General features: G+C 26.7%; 13 protein-coding genes and 1 other RNA gene. 4 read left to right on the top strand and 10 right to left on the bottom strand.

The features are described 5' to 3' along the window. Positions 1–26: 26 nt before the first annotated feature. The 3 genes from NG918_RS15905 to NG918_RS15895 form a co-directional block, all read right to left on the bottom strand. Positions 27–539: a ferritin family protein gene (locus tag NG918_RS15905; protein WP_252212145.1), complete on the bottom strand. Its 513-nt coding sequence runs from the start codon at positions 537–539 to the stop codon at positions 27–29. Positions 540–724: 185 nt separating this feature from the next. Then, a complete protein-coding gene (locus tag NG918_RS15900) occupies positions 725–1,312 on the bottom strand; it encodes a DUF1349 domain-containing protein (RefSeq protein WP_252212144.1) in 588 nt (195 codons plus the stop codon). A gap of 20 nt (positions 1,313–1,332) precedes the next feature. Beyond that, a complete protein-coding gene (locus NG918_RS15895; protein ID WP_252212143.1) occupies positions 1,333–1,893 on the bottom strand; it encodes a sugar O-acetyltransferase in 561 nt (186 codons plus the stop codon). Between the two features lie 164 nt (positions 1,894–2,057). On the opposite strand from NG918_RS15895, the gene NG918_RS15890 reads away from it, so the two are divergent. After that, a complete protein-coding gene (locus NG918_RS15890) occupies positions 2,058–2,936 on the top strand; it encodes an AraC family transcriptional regulator (RefSeq protein ID WP_252212142.1) in 879 nt (292 codons plus the stop codon). A gap of 133 nt (positions 2,937–3,069) precedes the next feature. Here NG918_RS15890 and NG918_RS15885 read toward each other — a convergent pair whose 3' ends face one another. Next, on the bottom strand, positions 3,070–3,279 hold the full coding sequence (locus NG918_RS15885) for a zinc ribbon domain-containing protein (protein WP_252212141.1): 210 nt from the start codon (positions 3,277–3,279) through the stop codon (positions 3,070–3,072). A gap of 423 nt (positions 3,280–3,702) precedes the next feature. Between NG918_RS15885 and NG918_RS15880 the strand changes: the two genes are divergently transcribed. Together NG918_RS15880 and hydG are read left to right on the top strand one after the other, a co-directional pair. Continuing rightward, positions 3,703–3,951, top strand: a complete 249-nt coding sequence (locus NG918_RS15880; RefSeq protein ID WP_252212140.1) for a TM1266 family iron-only hydrogenase system putative regulator — start codon at positions 3,703–3,705, stop codon at positions 3,949–3,951. Positions 3,952–4,017: 66 nt separating this feature from the next. Beyond that, on the top strand, positions 4,018–5,436 hold the full coding sequence (gene hydG, locus NG918_RS15875; RefSeq protein ID WP_252212422.1) for a [FeFe] hydrogenase H-cluster radical SAM maturase HydG: 1,419 nt from the start codon (positions 4,018–4,020) through the stop codon (positions 5,434–5,436). Positions 5,437–5,612: 176 nt separating this feature from the next. On the opposite strand, the gene NG918_RS15870 is transcribed toward hydG, so the two are convergent. The 5 genes from NG918_RS15870 to NG918_RS15850 all read right to left on the bottom strand — a co-directional run bounded on the left by NG918_RS15870 (position 5,613) and on the right by NG918_RS15850 (position 12,143). Then, positions 5,613–7,058, bottom strand: a complete 1,446-nt coding sequence (locus NG918_RS15870) for an NAD(P)/FAD-dependent oxidoreductase (RefSeq protein ID WP_252227010.1) — start codon at positions 7,056–7,058, stop codon at positions 5,613–5,615. Positions 7,059–7,374: 316 nt separating this feature from the next. Further along, positions 7,375–9,315 carry a [FeFe] hydrogenase, group A gene (locus NG918_RS15865; RefSeq protein ID WP_252212138.1) on the bottom strand — a complete coding sequence of 647 codons (1,941 nt, stop codon included), beginning with the start codon at positions 9,313–9,315 and terminating at the stop codon, positions 7,375–7,377. A gap of 243 nt (positions 9,316–9,558) precedes the next feature. After that, on the bottom strand, positions 9,559–10,659 hold the full coding sequence (locus tag NG918_RS15860; protein ID WP_252227008.1) for an anti-sigma-I factor RsgI family protein: 1,101 nt from the start codon (positions 10,657–10,659) through the stop codon (positions 9,559–9,561). Between the two features lies 1 nt (position 10,660). After that, on the bottom strand, positions 10,661–11,152 hold the full coding sequence (locus NG918_RS15855; protein WP_252227005.1) for a sigma-70 family RNA polymerase sigma factor: 492 nt from the start codon (positions 11,150–11,152) through the stop codon (positions 10,661–10,663). A gap of 310 nt (positions 11,153–11,462) precedes the next feature. Continuing rightward, positions 11,463–12,143, bottom strand: coding sequence for an SIMPL domain-containing protein (locus tag NG918_RS15850; RefSeq protein ID WP_252212135.1), 681 nt, complete (start codon positions 12,141–12,143; stop codon positions 11,463–11,465). A gap of 313 nt (positions 12,144–12,456) precedes the next feature. Between NG918_RS15850 and ssrS the strand changes: the two genes are divergently transcribed. Further along, a non-coding RNA gene (gene ssrS, locus NG918_RS15845) (6S RNA) lies at positions 12,457–12,647 on the top strand. Between the two features lie 80 nt (positions 12,648–12,727). On the opposite strand, the gene NG918_RS15840 is transcribed toward ssrS, so the two are convergent. After that, a complete protein-coding gene (locus tag NG918_RS15840; RefSeq protein WP_252227003.1) occupies positions 12,728–13,471 on the bottom strand; it encodes a hypothetical protein in 744 nt (247 codons plus the stop codon). Positions 13,472–13,528 lie beyond the last annotated feature (57 nt).

Genomic DNA, 13,528 nt, shown 5'->3' with positions numbered 1-13,528 from the left:
TAAAGTTCTTCCTTGTTTTTATATATTTATACTATATTATTATATTTATGTTTATCTAAAATAACCAATGTTTTTGTTAATTCCTCCACATGTTCCTTTTCATCTTTAGTTATTTCTTTTATAAGTTCTATGGCCTTTTCATTTTCTAGATTTTCAATAAAAAATTCATATAATACTATAGCTTCTAGTTCACCTTTTATAGCATCTCTTATATGAGTAAGTAAATTGCTTTTACTTCCCTTACCATTATATTCTTTATATTTTTCCTTTGATGATATTTCTAGATGTTCATCTACTTCAGCCTTTACTGCTGCTTGCTCTTTATCTACACTTCTTAATGCTTGCAAAAACAGTCCATAATGCCTTTTTTCTTCCTCCATTATATGATGGAATATATCTTTTACTTCTTTATTATCAGTTAAACTTATAAAATAACTATAATCATTTATTGCAACTATTTCAGCAATCATTCCTTCTCTAAAAAAAGTTTCAATATTTTTTAAAATTCCTTGTGGTTGTCTATTTGTAGTGTAACTCATAAATATCTCCTTTAATCAATTACTTATTAATATTTTATTAAAGCAAATACCTATTGTTACACTTGGTCATAATATTAGAATGTGTTTTAAATCAATATTAATGAATTATCATATCTATAGTATAATAAGCATAATCTAAATATTGGATATTTATTTTTATAGCATTATAGTAAAATCTTTAATATTTATTTATGAGCTGGCCATTTGCATTCTGTAAATTGTATTTCTGTAAACACAGCATTAAATGAAGATTTTTCCGGACTACAAGCATATACTCCTATACGTATTTCATCACTTGCTTTAAATAAATGGAAAATTCTCATTTGTTTAAAATTAACTCCGTCATATGAATTTTCAATACAATAATCATTTTCACGGCGACTAAGTCGATAATACATTTGTTTGTATTTTGCAGAAATATCAGTAGTTGCCCAATCCGAATAACCATAATTAGTTACTACACTTCCAAGTCTTTGGTATTCTTCATTTTGATATTCAATAGATGCTTTAAACCAATTATCACTATCTTGGTAAATTATAACACCACATTGATCAAAACGATGATTACTGTCAAATTGAGTTTTCACTACAAAAGAAAATTTTTTTTCATTTGTGCTAACTAACAATGCCGGTGCATTATTGTTTTGAAATCCATAATAAGTTCTTTGCCAAAGATCTGTTCCTGGCTCAGTTTTAATAACAATCTTTTCATCTGATATAATATATGTTTTGGGTTCAAAAATCCAAGACGCTTCATTATTTTTAAATAACATTATTTTCCCTCCATTTAGTATTATTCTTCATCTATAATTCTTATAACTCTACAAGGATTTCCTACAGCTACTGCATTATCTGGAATATCTTTTGTAACAACACTTCCTGATCCAATTACTGCATTTCTCCCTATTTTAACTCCTGGATTTATAGTTGTTCCTCCACCAATCCAAGCTCCATCTCCTATTTCAATAGGATGTGCATACTCTAGCCCTGAAATTCTTTGTGAAGGTGATAATGGATGTCCTGCTGTAAAAATATTCACATTAGGACCTATAAGTACATCCTTTCCTATTGTTACTTTAGCACAATCTAATATTGTACAATTATAATTTACATAAGAATTTTCACCCCAATGAATATTGTATCCATAGTCACATCTAAAAGGTGGTTCTATATAAAAATTTTCACCCACATATCCAAATAGCTTTGCAATTAGTTCATTTCTTTTTTCTACTTCACTCGGATGTAATGAGTTAAATTCAAAAATCACCTCTTTAGCATGTTGTCTTTCAGAAAATAGATCTTCTCCAAGAGCTAAATATAAGTCTCCATTTAACATTTTTTCTTTTTCAGTCATAATTAATTCTCCTTTAATATATTCTAATTTATAAATAAACTTTACTTATTTTGCTTTTGTTTCTTGCAAAATATCTCTATAATGATATTATATTTAATAAAAGTAATATATACTTGCAATAAATTGATAATAAATAACACAAAACTGACATTAATGGTGATAAAATGATAAAAGATAATTGTAGAGAAAAAAGAGAACATGGTAGTTTTTTACTACCGCTAGGCATATATAATGTTTCCTTAGGTAATATTGAAAAATCAATAACAGCACATTGGCATAATGAACTAGAATTAATTTTAGTTTTATCTGGACAATTTAATTTAAAAATCAATGCAGATTCTTATACTTGTAAAAAAGGTGATATAATCCTAATAAATAGCGGATTTCTTCATTATTTTAGTACTGAAGAAAATCATTCTAGCACTTGGAATTCTATTGTTTTCAATATGGAACAATTAAATAGCAATATTATTGATAATTGTTCCGTTAACTTTATAACTCCTATAATAAATAATGAATTTGAACTTCCAGTAATTATTAATAAAGATTCTCTTATTAATGATGAATTAAAAAATATAATATTAAATATTACTGATACTTATAATTCAAAATATTATGGTTTTGAACTAGAAATCAAATCATTGCTTTTTAGATATTTTTCTCTTCTATTTAAATTTAATTTGATAAAAAAGAAAACAAATAATACATATTTAAATAAAGAAAAAATTGAAAAAATTAAAATTATACTCAAATACATACAAGAAAATTATAATAAAGAAATAGATATTAATACACTTTCTTCTATATGCCATTACAATCAATATCACTTTATGAGATTTTTCAAAAAGTACACTGGTAAAACCTGCATTCAATTTATAAAAAATTATAGATTAGAAAAAGCTGCAAATTTAATTTCAAATACTGATTTATCTATAACTGAAATATCATTAGAAGTTGGTTTTAGTAATATTTCTTATTTTATAAGAAGTTTTAAAGAAAAGTATAATGTAACCCCTAAAGAATTCAAAATAGGCTTTAAATAATAAAAAAATAGTAGCTAATTTATAAATTTAAGACTAGCTACTATTACATATATTTTTATATTTGTCTATCATAATGGAATTTATACTATTATATAGACTCTTTTTTACCTGAGTTCATCTTTCATAAATAAATTTAACTCATTAGAAAATCTAATATATTCCATCCATTCTTCGTATTAGCCTTGTACAATTCTGTATAGCCACATTGAGAACAAGAAATTGTAATAAACTTCTTATTTTGAATATCAAATATTTTAGCAAAATTTCCACCAGTTGCTTGAAATTGATCACTTTCGTATCTATTGCATCCGCATTTTGAACAAACATATTGACGTTTTTCCATAGTATCCTCCTGAATTTTCTCATTTTAAATTATTATACTAATATATTAACATAGCTAATTTACATGTTTCCTTAATCTATTCTTAAATTTATGTTTATAAATAATTAATAGTTACTAAACTGTATTCTTTGATAAAAACATTAATATATGATAGAATTAATTTAACCCTTACTTTAAGGATATTCCTGAGAGAAAAGGTAACAATTAAAAAAATGTTCTGAAATACATGAGGGTTTTACCCAAATGAGAAGGCGAATATATAATTAAGTATGTATCTCTATGCCTTTTTTGCATAGAGTTTTTTATTTTTGTGCCAAATTTGTTTTATATAAATTTTAAAATGCATATTAATAAAAATTCAAAGTTCATTATCACATTATGAATTTTGTTATTTACTTAATATTTAAGAAGGGATGGATATTTATGGATACAAGAATTGCTTTAATAGGCATAATAGTTCAAGATACAACTGTAACTGAAAAAGTAAATACTATCTTGCATGATTATAATAAATATATAATTGGAAGAATGGGACTTCCTTATAAGGAAAAAAATCTTGCCATTATAAGTATTGTAGTTGATGCTAGTAATGATATTATAAGTTCATTATCAGGTAAATTGGGTATGCTTAAAGGCATAAATGTAAAAACTATGTATTCAAAAACAAATTAATCCCTATTAACTTTAATGTTGTCAGAACAGCTTTAATAAAATTAATATGGAAAGAAGATGTTTGACATGTATAATGTAAAATCAAGTATAGCAACTGAATTTATTAATAACGAAGAGATTTTAGAAACTCTTAAGTTTGCAGAAGAAAATAAGAGAAATAAAGTTTTAATTAATGAAATTTTAGAAAAGGCAAAAGAATATAAAGGCCTTTCTCATAAAGAAGCTGCTGTACTACTTGAATGTGATTTAGATGAAGAAATAGCCAAAATACATGATTTAGCTAAAGAGATAAAACAAAAATTTTATGGAAATAGAATTGTTATGTTTGCACCTCTTTATTTATCAAATTATTGTGTAAATGGATGTACTTATTGTCCATACCATCATCAAAACAAACATATAAGTAGAAAGAAATTAACTCAAGAAGAAATTAAGAGAGAAGTAATTGCTCTTCAAGATATGGGACATAAAAGACTTGCTTTAGAAACTGGAGAAGATCCTATTAATAATCCAATAGAATATGTTCTTGAAAGTATAAAAACTATTTATAGCATAAAACATAAAAATGGTGCTATAAGAAGAGCGAATGTTAATATAGCAGCTACAACAGTTGAAAACTATAGAAAACTTAAAGAAGCTGGAATTGGAACATATATTTTATTCCAAGAAACTTATAACAAAGAAGCTTATGAAAAACTTCACCCAACTGGACCAAAACATGATTATGCTTATCATACAGAAGCTATGGATAGAGCTATGGATGGTGGAATTGATGATGTTGGTTGTGGTGTTTTATTTGGATTAAATCTTTATAGATATGATTTTGTTGGTCTATTAATGCATGCTGAACATTTAGAAGCTGCTAAAGGAGTTGGCCCTCATACTATAAGTGTTCCTAGAATAAGACCTGCTGATGATATAAATCCTGAAGATTTTGCAAATGCAATTTCAGATGAATTATTAGAAAAAATAGTAGCTATTCTTAGAATTGCAGTACCATATACAGGAATTATTGTTTCTACAAGAGAATCTCAAGAAGCAAGAGAAAAACTTTTAAAAGTTGGTGTTTCACAATTAAGTGGTGGTTCTTGTACAAGCGTTGGTGGATACGTTGAAAAAGAAAAAGAAGAAGATAATTCTGCTCAATTCGATGTAAATGACAATAGAAAATTAGATGAAATAGTTAATTGGTTATTAGAGATGGGGCACATTCCTAGTTTCTGTACTGCTTGTTATAGAGAAGGAAGAACTGGAGATAGGTTTATGAGTCTTGTTAAATCTGGGCAAATAGCTAACTGCTGTCAACCAAACGCTTTAATGACTTTAAAAGAATACTTAGAAGATTATGCTTCTTCAAAAACTAAGAAAAATGGTGAAAAAGTAATAGAAAAAGAAATTACTAGAATTCCAAGTGATAAAGTTAAAGAGGTAGTAATTAAACATTTAGAAGAATTAAATGAAGGAAAACGTGATTTTAGATTCTAATATAAATTCAAAGGCTATTGCATATTATTTTGCAATAGCCTCTATTTAAATAACTTCATTTACATTATATATGTGTATCACAATTATTCACTGTATCTTTTTCCTGCCATCCACCTCATTTGTTGTGCTATATATTATGTAACGAGTATAAAAAATTGTTACAAATTACTTTTATTTTACTTATCGCAGTTTCTAATAATATCTATATTTACTCTTTTAGGTGGTTCTCCTTCATTTTTTCCTCTTACTGTAACTTCTTCTACTGGAATATTCATCTCTCTTGATATTATATTTTTTACTCTAGGTCTGCAAAAATTACCTTGGCAAAATCCCATTCCTGCTCTTGTACGTCTTTTTATAGCATCTGTAGATTTTATTGGAATCCCTCTATTCATTGCATCTATTATCTCTGCTTCAGTCACACATTCACACCTGCATATTATATTTTTCTTTGGATCTTCATCATCTATCTTTCCAGCAAAATCTTTGTCTTTTTTAATTATTATAGGTTTTCTATACGGATTAAATCTTTCATTTTTAATTAACTTTAATCCAGATTCTTTAATAATTTCAACTATTTTTTCTGCTATAGCTGGTGAAGATGTTACCCCTGGTGAATCTATGCCTGCGGCATTTATAAATCCTTTAATATTACTTTCACCTATGACAAAATCGCCTGAACTACTAACTGCTCTTACCCCTGCAAAAGTAGTTAAAGCTTTACTCACATCAAAATTTGGTATAGACTTTCTTGCTGTTTCTATTATGTTTTCAATACTTTCTTTATCTGTTCCTATGTCTTCTCTATCATCTGTTTGTTCAGCATCAGGTCCTATCATAAAATTCCCATGATAAGTTGTAGTAACCAGTATTCCTTTTCCCTTTTCTGTAGGAACTGGGAAGATAACTCTATTTACAAGATATCCTTGATCTTTTGTAGAAAGTACATACTGTCCTCTTTTCGGCAATATTTTAAATTGATCTAATCCTATCATATTAGCTATTTTATCGCTATAAAGCCCCGCTGCATTTACAACATACTTACTCTCTATTATTCCATTATTAGTACTTATTTTAAAAGCTTCATCTTTTTTCTCTATACCTAATACTGTTGTTTCTAATTTTAAATCTACTCCATTTTCTATTGCATTCTCCGTAAGTGCTATTGTCATCTCATAAGGAGAAACTACTCCAACACTTTTAGCATATAATGCAACTTTTACTTCTTTATTTATATGAGGTTCTAATTCTTTTATTTTATCTCCATGTATTATATCTAAATCATTGCATCCAACTTTTAAACCATTTTCATATAAATCTTCTATTTTCTTTTCATCTTCTTCATTAAATCCTATTACTAATGCACCTGGTTTTCTATATCCAAAATTAAGTTCTTTTTCAAGCTGACTATACATACTATTTCCTTTTATACATAATTGACCTTTTAAAGTTCCATATTTAGCTACATATCCACCATGTACAATACCGCTGTTTGCTTTTGAAGCTCCTGTTGCAACATCCTCTTCCTTCTCTATAAGACACACTTTTAAATCATATTTTGATAATTCTCTAGCAATAGCTGATCCAACTATTCCTGCTCCTATAATACTAACATCATACATAAATTGCCCTCCCAAATTCAACATTTTATATTAAATGATATTTATTATTATTTAATTAATATTATTTTACAACTTTTAAAAATAAAATACTAGTATAATTTCATAAAACTTTTAAAATTTAGAAATTTAATTTTCTTATTCTTTACATTATATATTATGTATAATAAATTTATATAAAATACTTGATATGAATAAGTGATTTATTTAAAAATAAAAAAATCAACCCATATTAACTACAGGTTGATTTTTTGCATTGCTAACTTTTTTAGGTTATAAATTTAATTTTTAAAATAAACATCCTATGTTTACCTATGGATTATCTTTTTTTAACTTTTGGAAAATACTTTGTATGAAGTAATTCATGAGCCTTGTGGCTTAATGGATGATCTAAATATTTCTCATAGAGAGCAATTACTTCTGGATTTTCATTAGATCTTCTAAGCACTTTACTTCTATCTATCTCATTTAATCCTTCTGCCCTTTTTTCTAAAACTTGTTGTTTATTTTTTCTTATTTTAGGTTGACCACCGCCACCTACGCATCCACCTACACAAGCCATTATTTCTATTGCATGAAAGAATTCTTCACCTGATCTTATTTTATCTAGCATCTTTGCAGCTTCTTTAAGTCCATGTGCAACCCCTATTCTAAGCTTAAGATCACCTACTTCAAGTTCACAAATTCTAAATCCATCCCATCCTCTAAGGCCTTCAAATTCTATATTATCAATTCTTTTTCCTGTCATATTTTCAATTGCTGTTCTAGTGGCAGCTTCTATAACGCCTCCAGTTCTACCAAAAATAATTCCAGCACCAGTATATTCTCCCATAACAGTATCTATTTCTTCATCTTCAATTTCTTTTAAATCTATTCCTGAATTTTCAAATATTTTTATAAGTTCTTTTGTAGTAATTACATAGTCAACATCGTAATTCATATCTACCGAAAATTCTACTCTTGATGCCTCATATATTTTAGCAACACATGGCATAATAGCAACTGAAGTTACTTCTTCTCTTGAAAGCCCTTTTTCCTTTGCCCATATTTCTTTTGCTATGGTAGCAAACATCTGCATCGGTGATTTTGCAGAAGAAGGAACTTCCAACATATCTGCATAATTATTTTCTATAAACTTAATCCATGAAGGACAACATGAAGTAAGAATTGGAAGCTTAACACTTTCATCTCCTGCCAAATATTTTTCAAGTCTTTCTTGAAGTTCTGCGGCCTCTTCCATTATAGTTAAATCAGCTCCCCAAGTAGTATCAAAAACATAATTCACTCCTAATTTTCTAAGACCAGCTGCTATCTTCTTTTCTACATTTTCCCCTGGTTCAAATCCAAATGCTTCACCTATTGCAACTCTTATAGCTGGTGCCATTTGAGTAATTACAATTTTATTAGGTGTAGCTAAATCTCTAAGAAACTTTATTGTATTATCTCCTGCTGTTATAGCATCAACAGGACAAGCTGATATACATGCTCCACAATGAGTACATTTGTTGTAATCTATATTATGTTGCTTTTTTAATTCTCCTTCTATGCAGTCAACAGGACAAGCTCTTTTACAGCTTCCACATCCAATACATTTTTTTGTAATTGTTAACTTTATAAGATGATTACATTGTGCTGTATAGCATTTCTTTTCTTCTATATGTTCTTCTATTTCTTCATAAAAATTTTCAACTATTTCTTCCATTATATTATGCTTTTGATTCATCTTATCTTTTACAATATCTGCAAGACTTCTTAAAATATACACATCACGCATATCAGATACACCCTTACTTATTCTGTCTAAAACCTTAAGCATTCTAGTTATTTCATCTTTAACTATTTTATAATTTTCATAAGTACCATCTTTAATTTTTGCTAGCAAATATTCTATGTAAAATTTTCCATATTGGATTATACAATCTTCTTCTGATAAAACAATAATAGCTCTACTAATATTTTCATAAAATAATCCAAAATCAAATTCTTTGTCCAAGCTACTTTCATTTAAAAAACCACCAAAAGGAATTCCTATCTGAGCAGATTTAAAACTACTATTGTGTACAAGACCTCCACAAAGCTCTAATATATCTCTAAGCGTTGCACCTTCTGGAACTTCTATTATTCCTGGATTATTTATTTTTCCGCAAATAGCTATACTTCTTTTTTCATTTCCTGTTATTTCTTTCAATTCACCTTCACTAAAAGTTGAAAATACGGAACCTAATAAACTTTGTATATATGTATTCTTTTTGTGTGACATAATATCAACTCCCTAAATTTAAAATCATATTAAATAATTTTAAGTTTTTCATTAAAATTTATTTTATGTAAAGATAATTACTCTTTAATTATATTATACACTATATTTAACCATTAAAATAAGAGTTTATATATATAAACTCTTAAAAAAAATCGTCAAGGTCACTTTAAAGCCGTCGATTTTTTAGCCATGTACCATTTTCAAACGCAGTGTATAAATAATGGTGCGGCATATGATTATTATTTACTTTTTATTTGAATTTTTGCTTTGTGAATTTAATGAAGAATTATTATTCTCTTTTTGTTCTGCTTTATTTAAATTATCATTTTTTGAATTTGAAGAATTATTTTCTTCTTGTTTTTCTGGTTTATTTTGATTAAACTCTTTATCTTTATTGTTATTACTGTTATTATCACTATTCTTCTTCTCTTGTCTAAGTACATTTTCTTTTTCTAAATAATTAGTAGAATCTTCTCGCTGAATTTTATTTTCTATTTCTTCATCAGAAATATTGTTTTCATAATTGTTATTTAAATCGTCATTTATTTTATCACTATTTTCTTCATTAGTTACTTTTCTTAATTCTTTATTTTTCTTTTGTATTTCTTTTACAGAAAGATTTTTATAATCTTCTACTTTTATATTTGAATCTAATGCTTGAAGTTTTTGTATAAGATTTAATTTACCTGGTGTTATTCCTAGTTTTCTTGCTTCATCTCTTCTTTGTAATGCAATATTATCTTCTGCAATTTCTGCTTGAATTTCATTTTTATCTAAAACTTCATCTGCTGCAACTTTTAATGAGTCTTCAAGTTCTTCTGAAATTGTAGCATTATCTGTAGCAGTTGTAAGTGATATAACTGCCTCATTATCAGAAGTTATATAACCTTTATCAATAGCATTTTCAATTAATGTACCCACTGCTTCATTAACATTATCATTTTTTAAATCTGTATTTTCTAATATATTTTTACCATCTTCATTATATCCTTCAGCAGATACAACTTGGTCAAGTCTATTTACACCTAATTCAACACTTGGATTAATATCAAGACTTACATATGCTACTGGAGTATTAGCATAAGCGTATCCTCCACCCCCTATTATTACCATTGAACATAACATTACTCCACTTAAAATTAACTTTCTTTTCATAAAAAATCCCCCTAAAAATTCATTCATAAAATTATGATTTTTTCCTTTGTTTTTAACTTTTTTCTTTACAGATTTCATAATACGCCTTTTAGAAAATGAGTTTATAGATAAATTAATATCTTCCTCCAAAAGAACTGTAGTATCCTCAACATTTAAACCATCTAATATATTTGATAATCTATCTTCCAAATTACAAAATTCCTCCTAACATCTTTTTTAACTTTTTTATACACCTTGATACCTTTTTATCAATAGCATTAACTTTTAAATTAATATCCTTAGAAATTTCTTTTGAGCTTTGATTTAAGTAATATTTTCTTATAATTATTTCACTATCAGGTTCTCCAAGAGCTTTTATTGTATCTATTAATTTTGAATACTCTTCTTTTTTAGATACTAAATTAATAACATCATCCCTATGACTACTACAACATACATTATCCATAGATATACTAAATAAACTTTTATTAGCATCTTTTCTTCTATACATATCTATGGCTTTTCTTTTTGCTATAGTTGCTAAAAAACCCTTAATAGAACCTTTATTAAGATCAATTCTATTTCTATTATTAAATATTTCCATAAATACATCACTTACACATTCTTCTATGTCTTCTTTAGAATATATTCCTAAAATCTTATTAGATACTATTGTATAAATAAGAGGTGTATAGCAATCCATAATTTCTTCTAATCCTTTTTCAAAATCACTATTAAGTAAATCTAATAACTCAATATCAGAAATAGATATTCACCGCCCTTTCCTTTAGGCATATTCAAAAAATAACACGTCAGTATGCCTTAAAATTTATTCTTACACAATACCATTCGTATTATGTGAAGTAAATCTGACAATAAATTTTAATTTATATTTTTTGCATTAAGTTATAAATAAAATTGAGAGAAAAAGAACCTATCAAAATAGTCTTTTTTAAGTGTCTATTTTATAGGTTCCATTTTACTAACTTAACTGCATTATTATTATATAATTATTAATACTCAGTATATATAAATACGGCTTCAATTTCTGCAGTTACTTTATTTTCTCCAGCTTCAATAGGTGTAGCTCCATTTACTGCTTTAACATTCATTAATGTTAATGGAGTTATATTCCCCTTATCCTGCTCATTTATTTGTATTGGTATAATATTTAATTTTACTTTAAGTTTATTAGCTATAACACTAGCCTTATTTTGAGTATCTTCAACAGCTAAGTTTAATGCTTCGTAATAATGCTTTGTTTGATCCCAAACAATAAACCTAATATCACCTACAGTATTTGCACCATTTTTTACTGCAGTATCAATTATTTCACCTACAGAACTAATATTTCTAACAAAAATTTTTAAATAGTTACTTACTTGATAACCTATAAAAACTCGTTTTCCATCAATATAATCATAATTAGGTCTAATATTATAACTTTGAGTCTGTATATATTTAGGCAATACTCCCATTCCCATTATACTATCTATAACTTGCTGAGTTATCTTAGCATTTTCTTCTTGTGCTACTTCTAATTGTGTATTTTCTGTTATAATACCAATTACCACTTCCGCTCCATCTGGTTTTAAACTTACTGTACCTGTTCCAAAGACTTTAAATTTATTATCACATTTAGTGCTTGAATAATCATTTAAGCTATAATTATCACTATCTCTTAATTTATACATGATTTTCGACCTTTCAAAAGAATTGAGGCATATCCATAAAAATAACCAGTCAGTATACTAGTATATCTGACTTGTTATTTTCTTTCATCTGCCTAATTACTTCATAATATGATTTCTTCTGTTAAATGTCTCCAAGTTGTAATATAACTTTATATATTTTTATATAAAAAATGTATACATCCTATCTTTAACTTGCTATTTTATTTTATTTTATATTCCTAAATTACCAATTATATATCTCTTGTACAGAAAATTTAAATATGTTATTATAATCTCATAGCAAAGAACAACTGTTTATAAATAGTTGTGGTTGTACTTTCTGAAATATTCGTCAACTCTTATTTTGAACCTACATTTAAATTTTGGGAGTTCAATATTTAGATGAAGAAATGTACTTTCATGTGAGTCCTTTTACGGCATTAAAGGTGATTGAAACATCTGTGAGGACACCCACCTATCGAGGGATAGGTGTCAAAATTAGAGTATCGGTATTTTGGATATAATAATTAAAAATTTCAAGCCAATACTTAGTGTTGTTAAGTATTGGCTTTTAAGTTTATTTAAAAAATAATTAATTCTACTTTTTACCTTTTATTGATAGCCATTCCATTATCTAATACTAAAATAAATATTTCTTCAAATGATTCAAGCTCATCACTCTTAAATTTATAAGCCTTATATTTATTAATCAATTCATTAACTCCTTGCTCTGTCTTACAAAGTTCATCAAATTCAATACTCTTTTCATATAAAGTTAATACTTTATGAATTATATTCATATTATTTTCCTCAATAAAAACTACTTTTCTTGTTTTTTTATTTTCTTGTTTAAATTTTTTAAATCTCTCTTCACCTATGTTTTTTAATAATGATTTTTTATTCTTTGTATGACCTTCCTTGGCTAATTTAGGTCTATCACTATATAATCTATATATCTCCTTTGAACTAACTATACCTCCTTTACTATATAGATATTTAAGGAACTCTAATTCATTTTTATTTATTTTAATAAATCTATATCCAGAAACATTTTCCCCAAACTCTTTTAAAATATGATATTGACCATCTATATATTTTGCTAATATCCAGTTATTTTGTATTTCTTCTTCTATATCAGCTAAAAGACAATGCTTGTTTCCATGAGATACAAAATTCCAATGATCTGATATTCTTAAACTTCCTTCTGGTTTATAATCCCAAGAAACTCCTGGTACATTATAATAACTTAAACTATATGGACTTTTATTAATATATTCAAATTTACTAATTTCATCTAATACTTCTTTTGGTGTCACCTTTGCACTTTGTGGTAATAGTAATTTTTTCATAAGTGTTCTCCTAACTACTTTATCTATTTATTTTAATTCCTCAATTTTTTTCTATAG

The organism is Clostridium sp. ZBS2 (genome assembly GCF_023845855.1).
In the GTDB taxonomy this organism is placed as follows: domain Bacteria; phylum Bacillota; class Clostridia; order Clostridiales; family Clostridiaceae; genus Clostridium; species Clostridium aquiflavi.
This window is presented reverse-complemented; position numbering and strand designations above follow the sequence as displayed.

Bases quoted from the DNA above. Each gene is read 5' to 3' on its own strand.
- NG918_RS15885 (WP_252212141.1), bottom strand. From the start codon at position 3,279: ATGGAAAAACGTCAATATGTTTGTTCAAAATGCGGATGCAATAGATAC.
- NG918_RS15870 (WP_252227010.1), bottom strand. From the start codon at position 7,058: ATGTATGATGTTAGTATTATAGGAGCAGGAATAGTTGGATCAGCTATT.
- NG918_RS15890 (WP_252212142.1), top strand. From the start codon at position 2,058: ATGATAAAAGATAATTGTAGAGAAAAAAGAGAACATGGTAGTTTTTTA.
- NG918_RS15905 (WP_252212145.1), bottom strand. From the start codon at position 539: ATGAGTTACACTACAAATAGACAACCACAAGGAATTTTAAAAAATATT.
- NG918_RS15840 (WP_252227003.1), bottom strand. From the start codon at position 13,471: ATGAAAAAATTACTATTACCACAAAGTGCAAAGGTGACACCAAAAGAA.
- hydG (WP_252212422.1), top strand. From the start codon at position 4,018: ATGTATAATGTAAAATCAAGTATAGCAACTGAATTTATTAATAACGAA.
- NG918_RS15850 (WP_252212135.1), bottom strand. From the start codon at position 12,143: ATGTATAAATTAAGAGATAGTGATAATTATAGCTTAAATGATTATTCA.
- NG918_RS15895 (WP_252212143.1), bottom strand. From the start codon at position 1,893: ATGACTGAAAAAGAAAAAATGTTAAATGGAGACTTATATTTAGCTCTT.
- NG918_RS15865 (WP_252212138.1), bottom strand. From the start codon at position 9,315: ATGTCACACAAAAAGAATACATATATACAAAGTTTATTAGGTTCCGTA.
- NG918_RS15900 (WP_252212144.1), bottom strand. From the start codon at position 1,312: ATGTTATTTAAAAATAATGAAGCGTCTTGGATTTTTGAACCCAAAACA.
- NG918_RS15855 (WP_252227005.1), bottom strand. From the start codon at position 11,152: ATGGATTGCTATACACCTCTTATTTATACAATAGTATCTAATAAGATT.
- NG918_RS15880 (WP_252212140.1), top strand. From the start codon at position 3,703: ATGGATACAAGAATTGCTTTAATAGGCATAATAGTTCAAGATACAACT.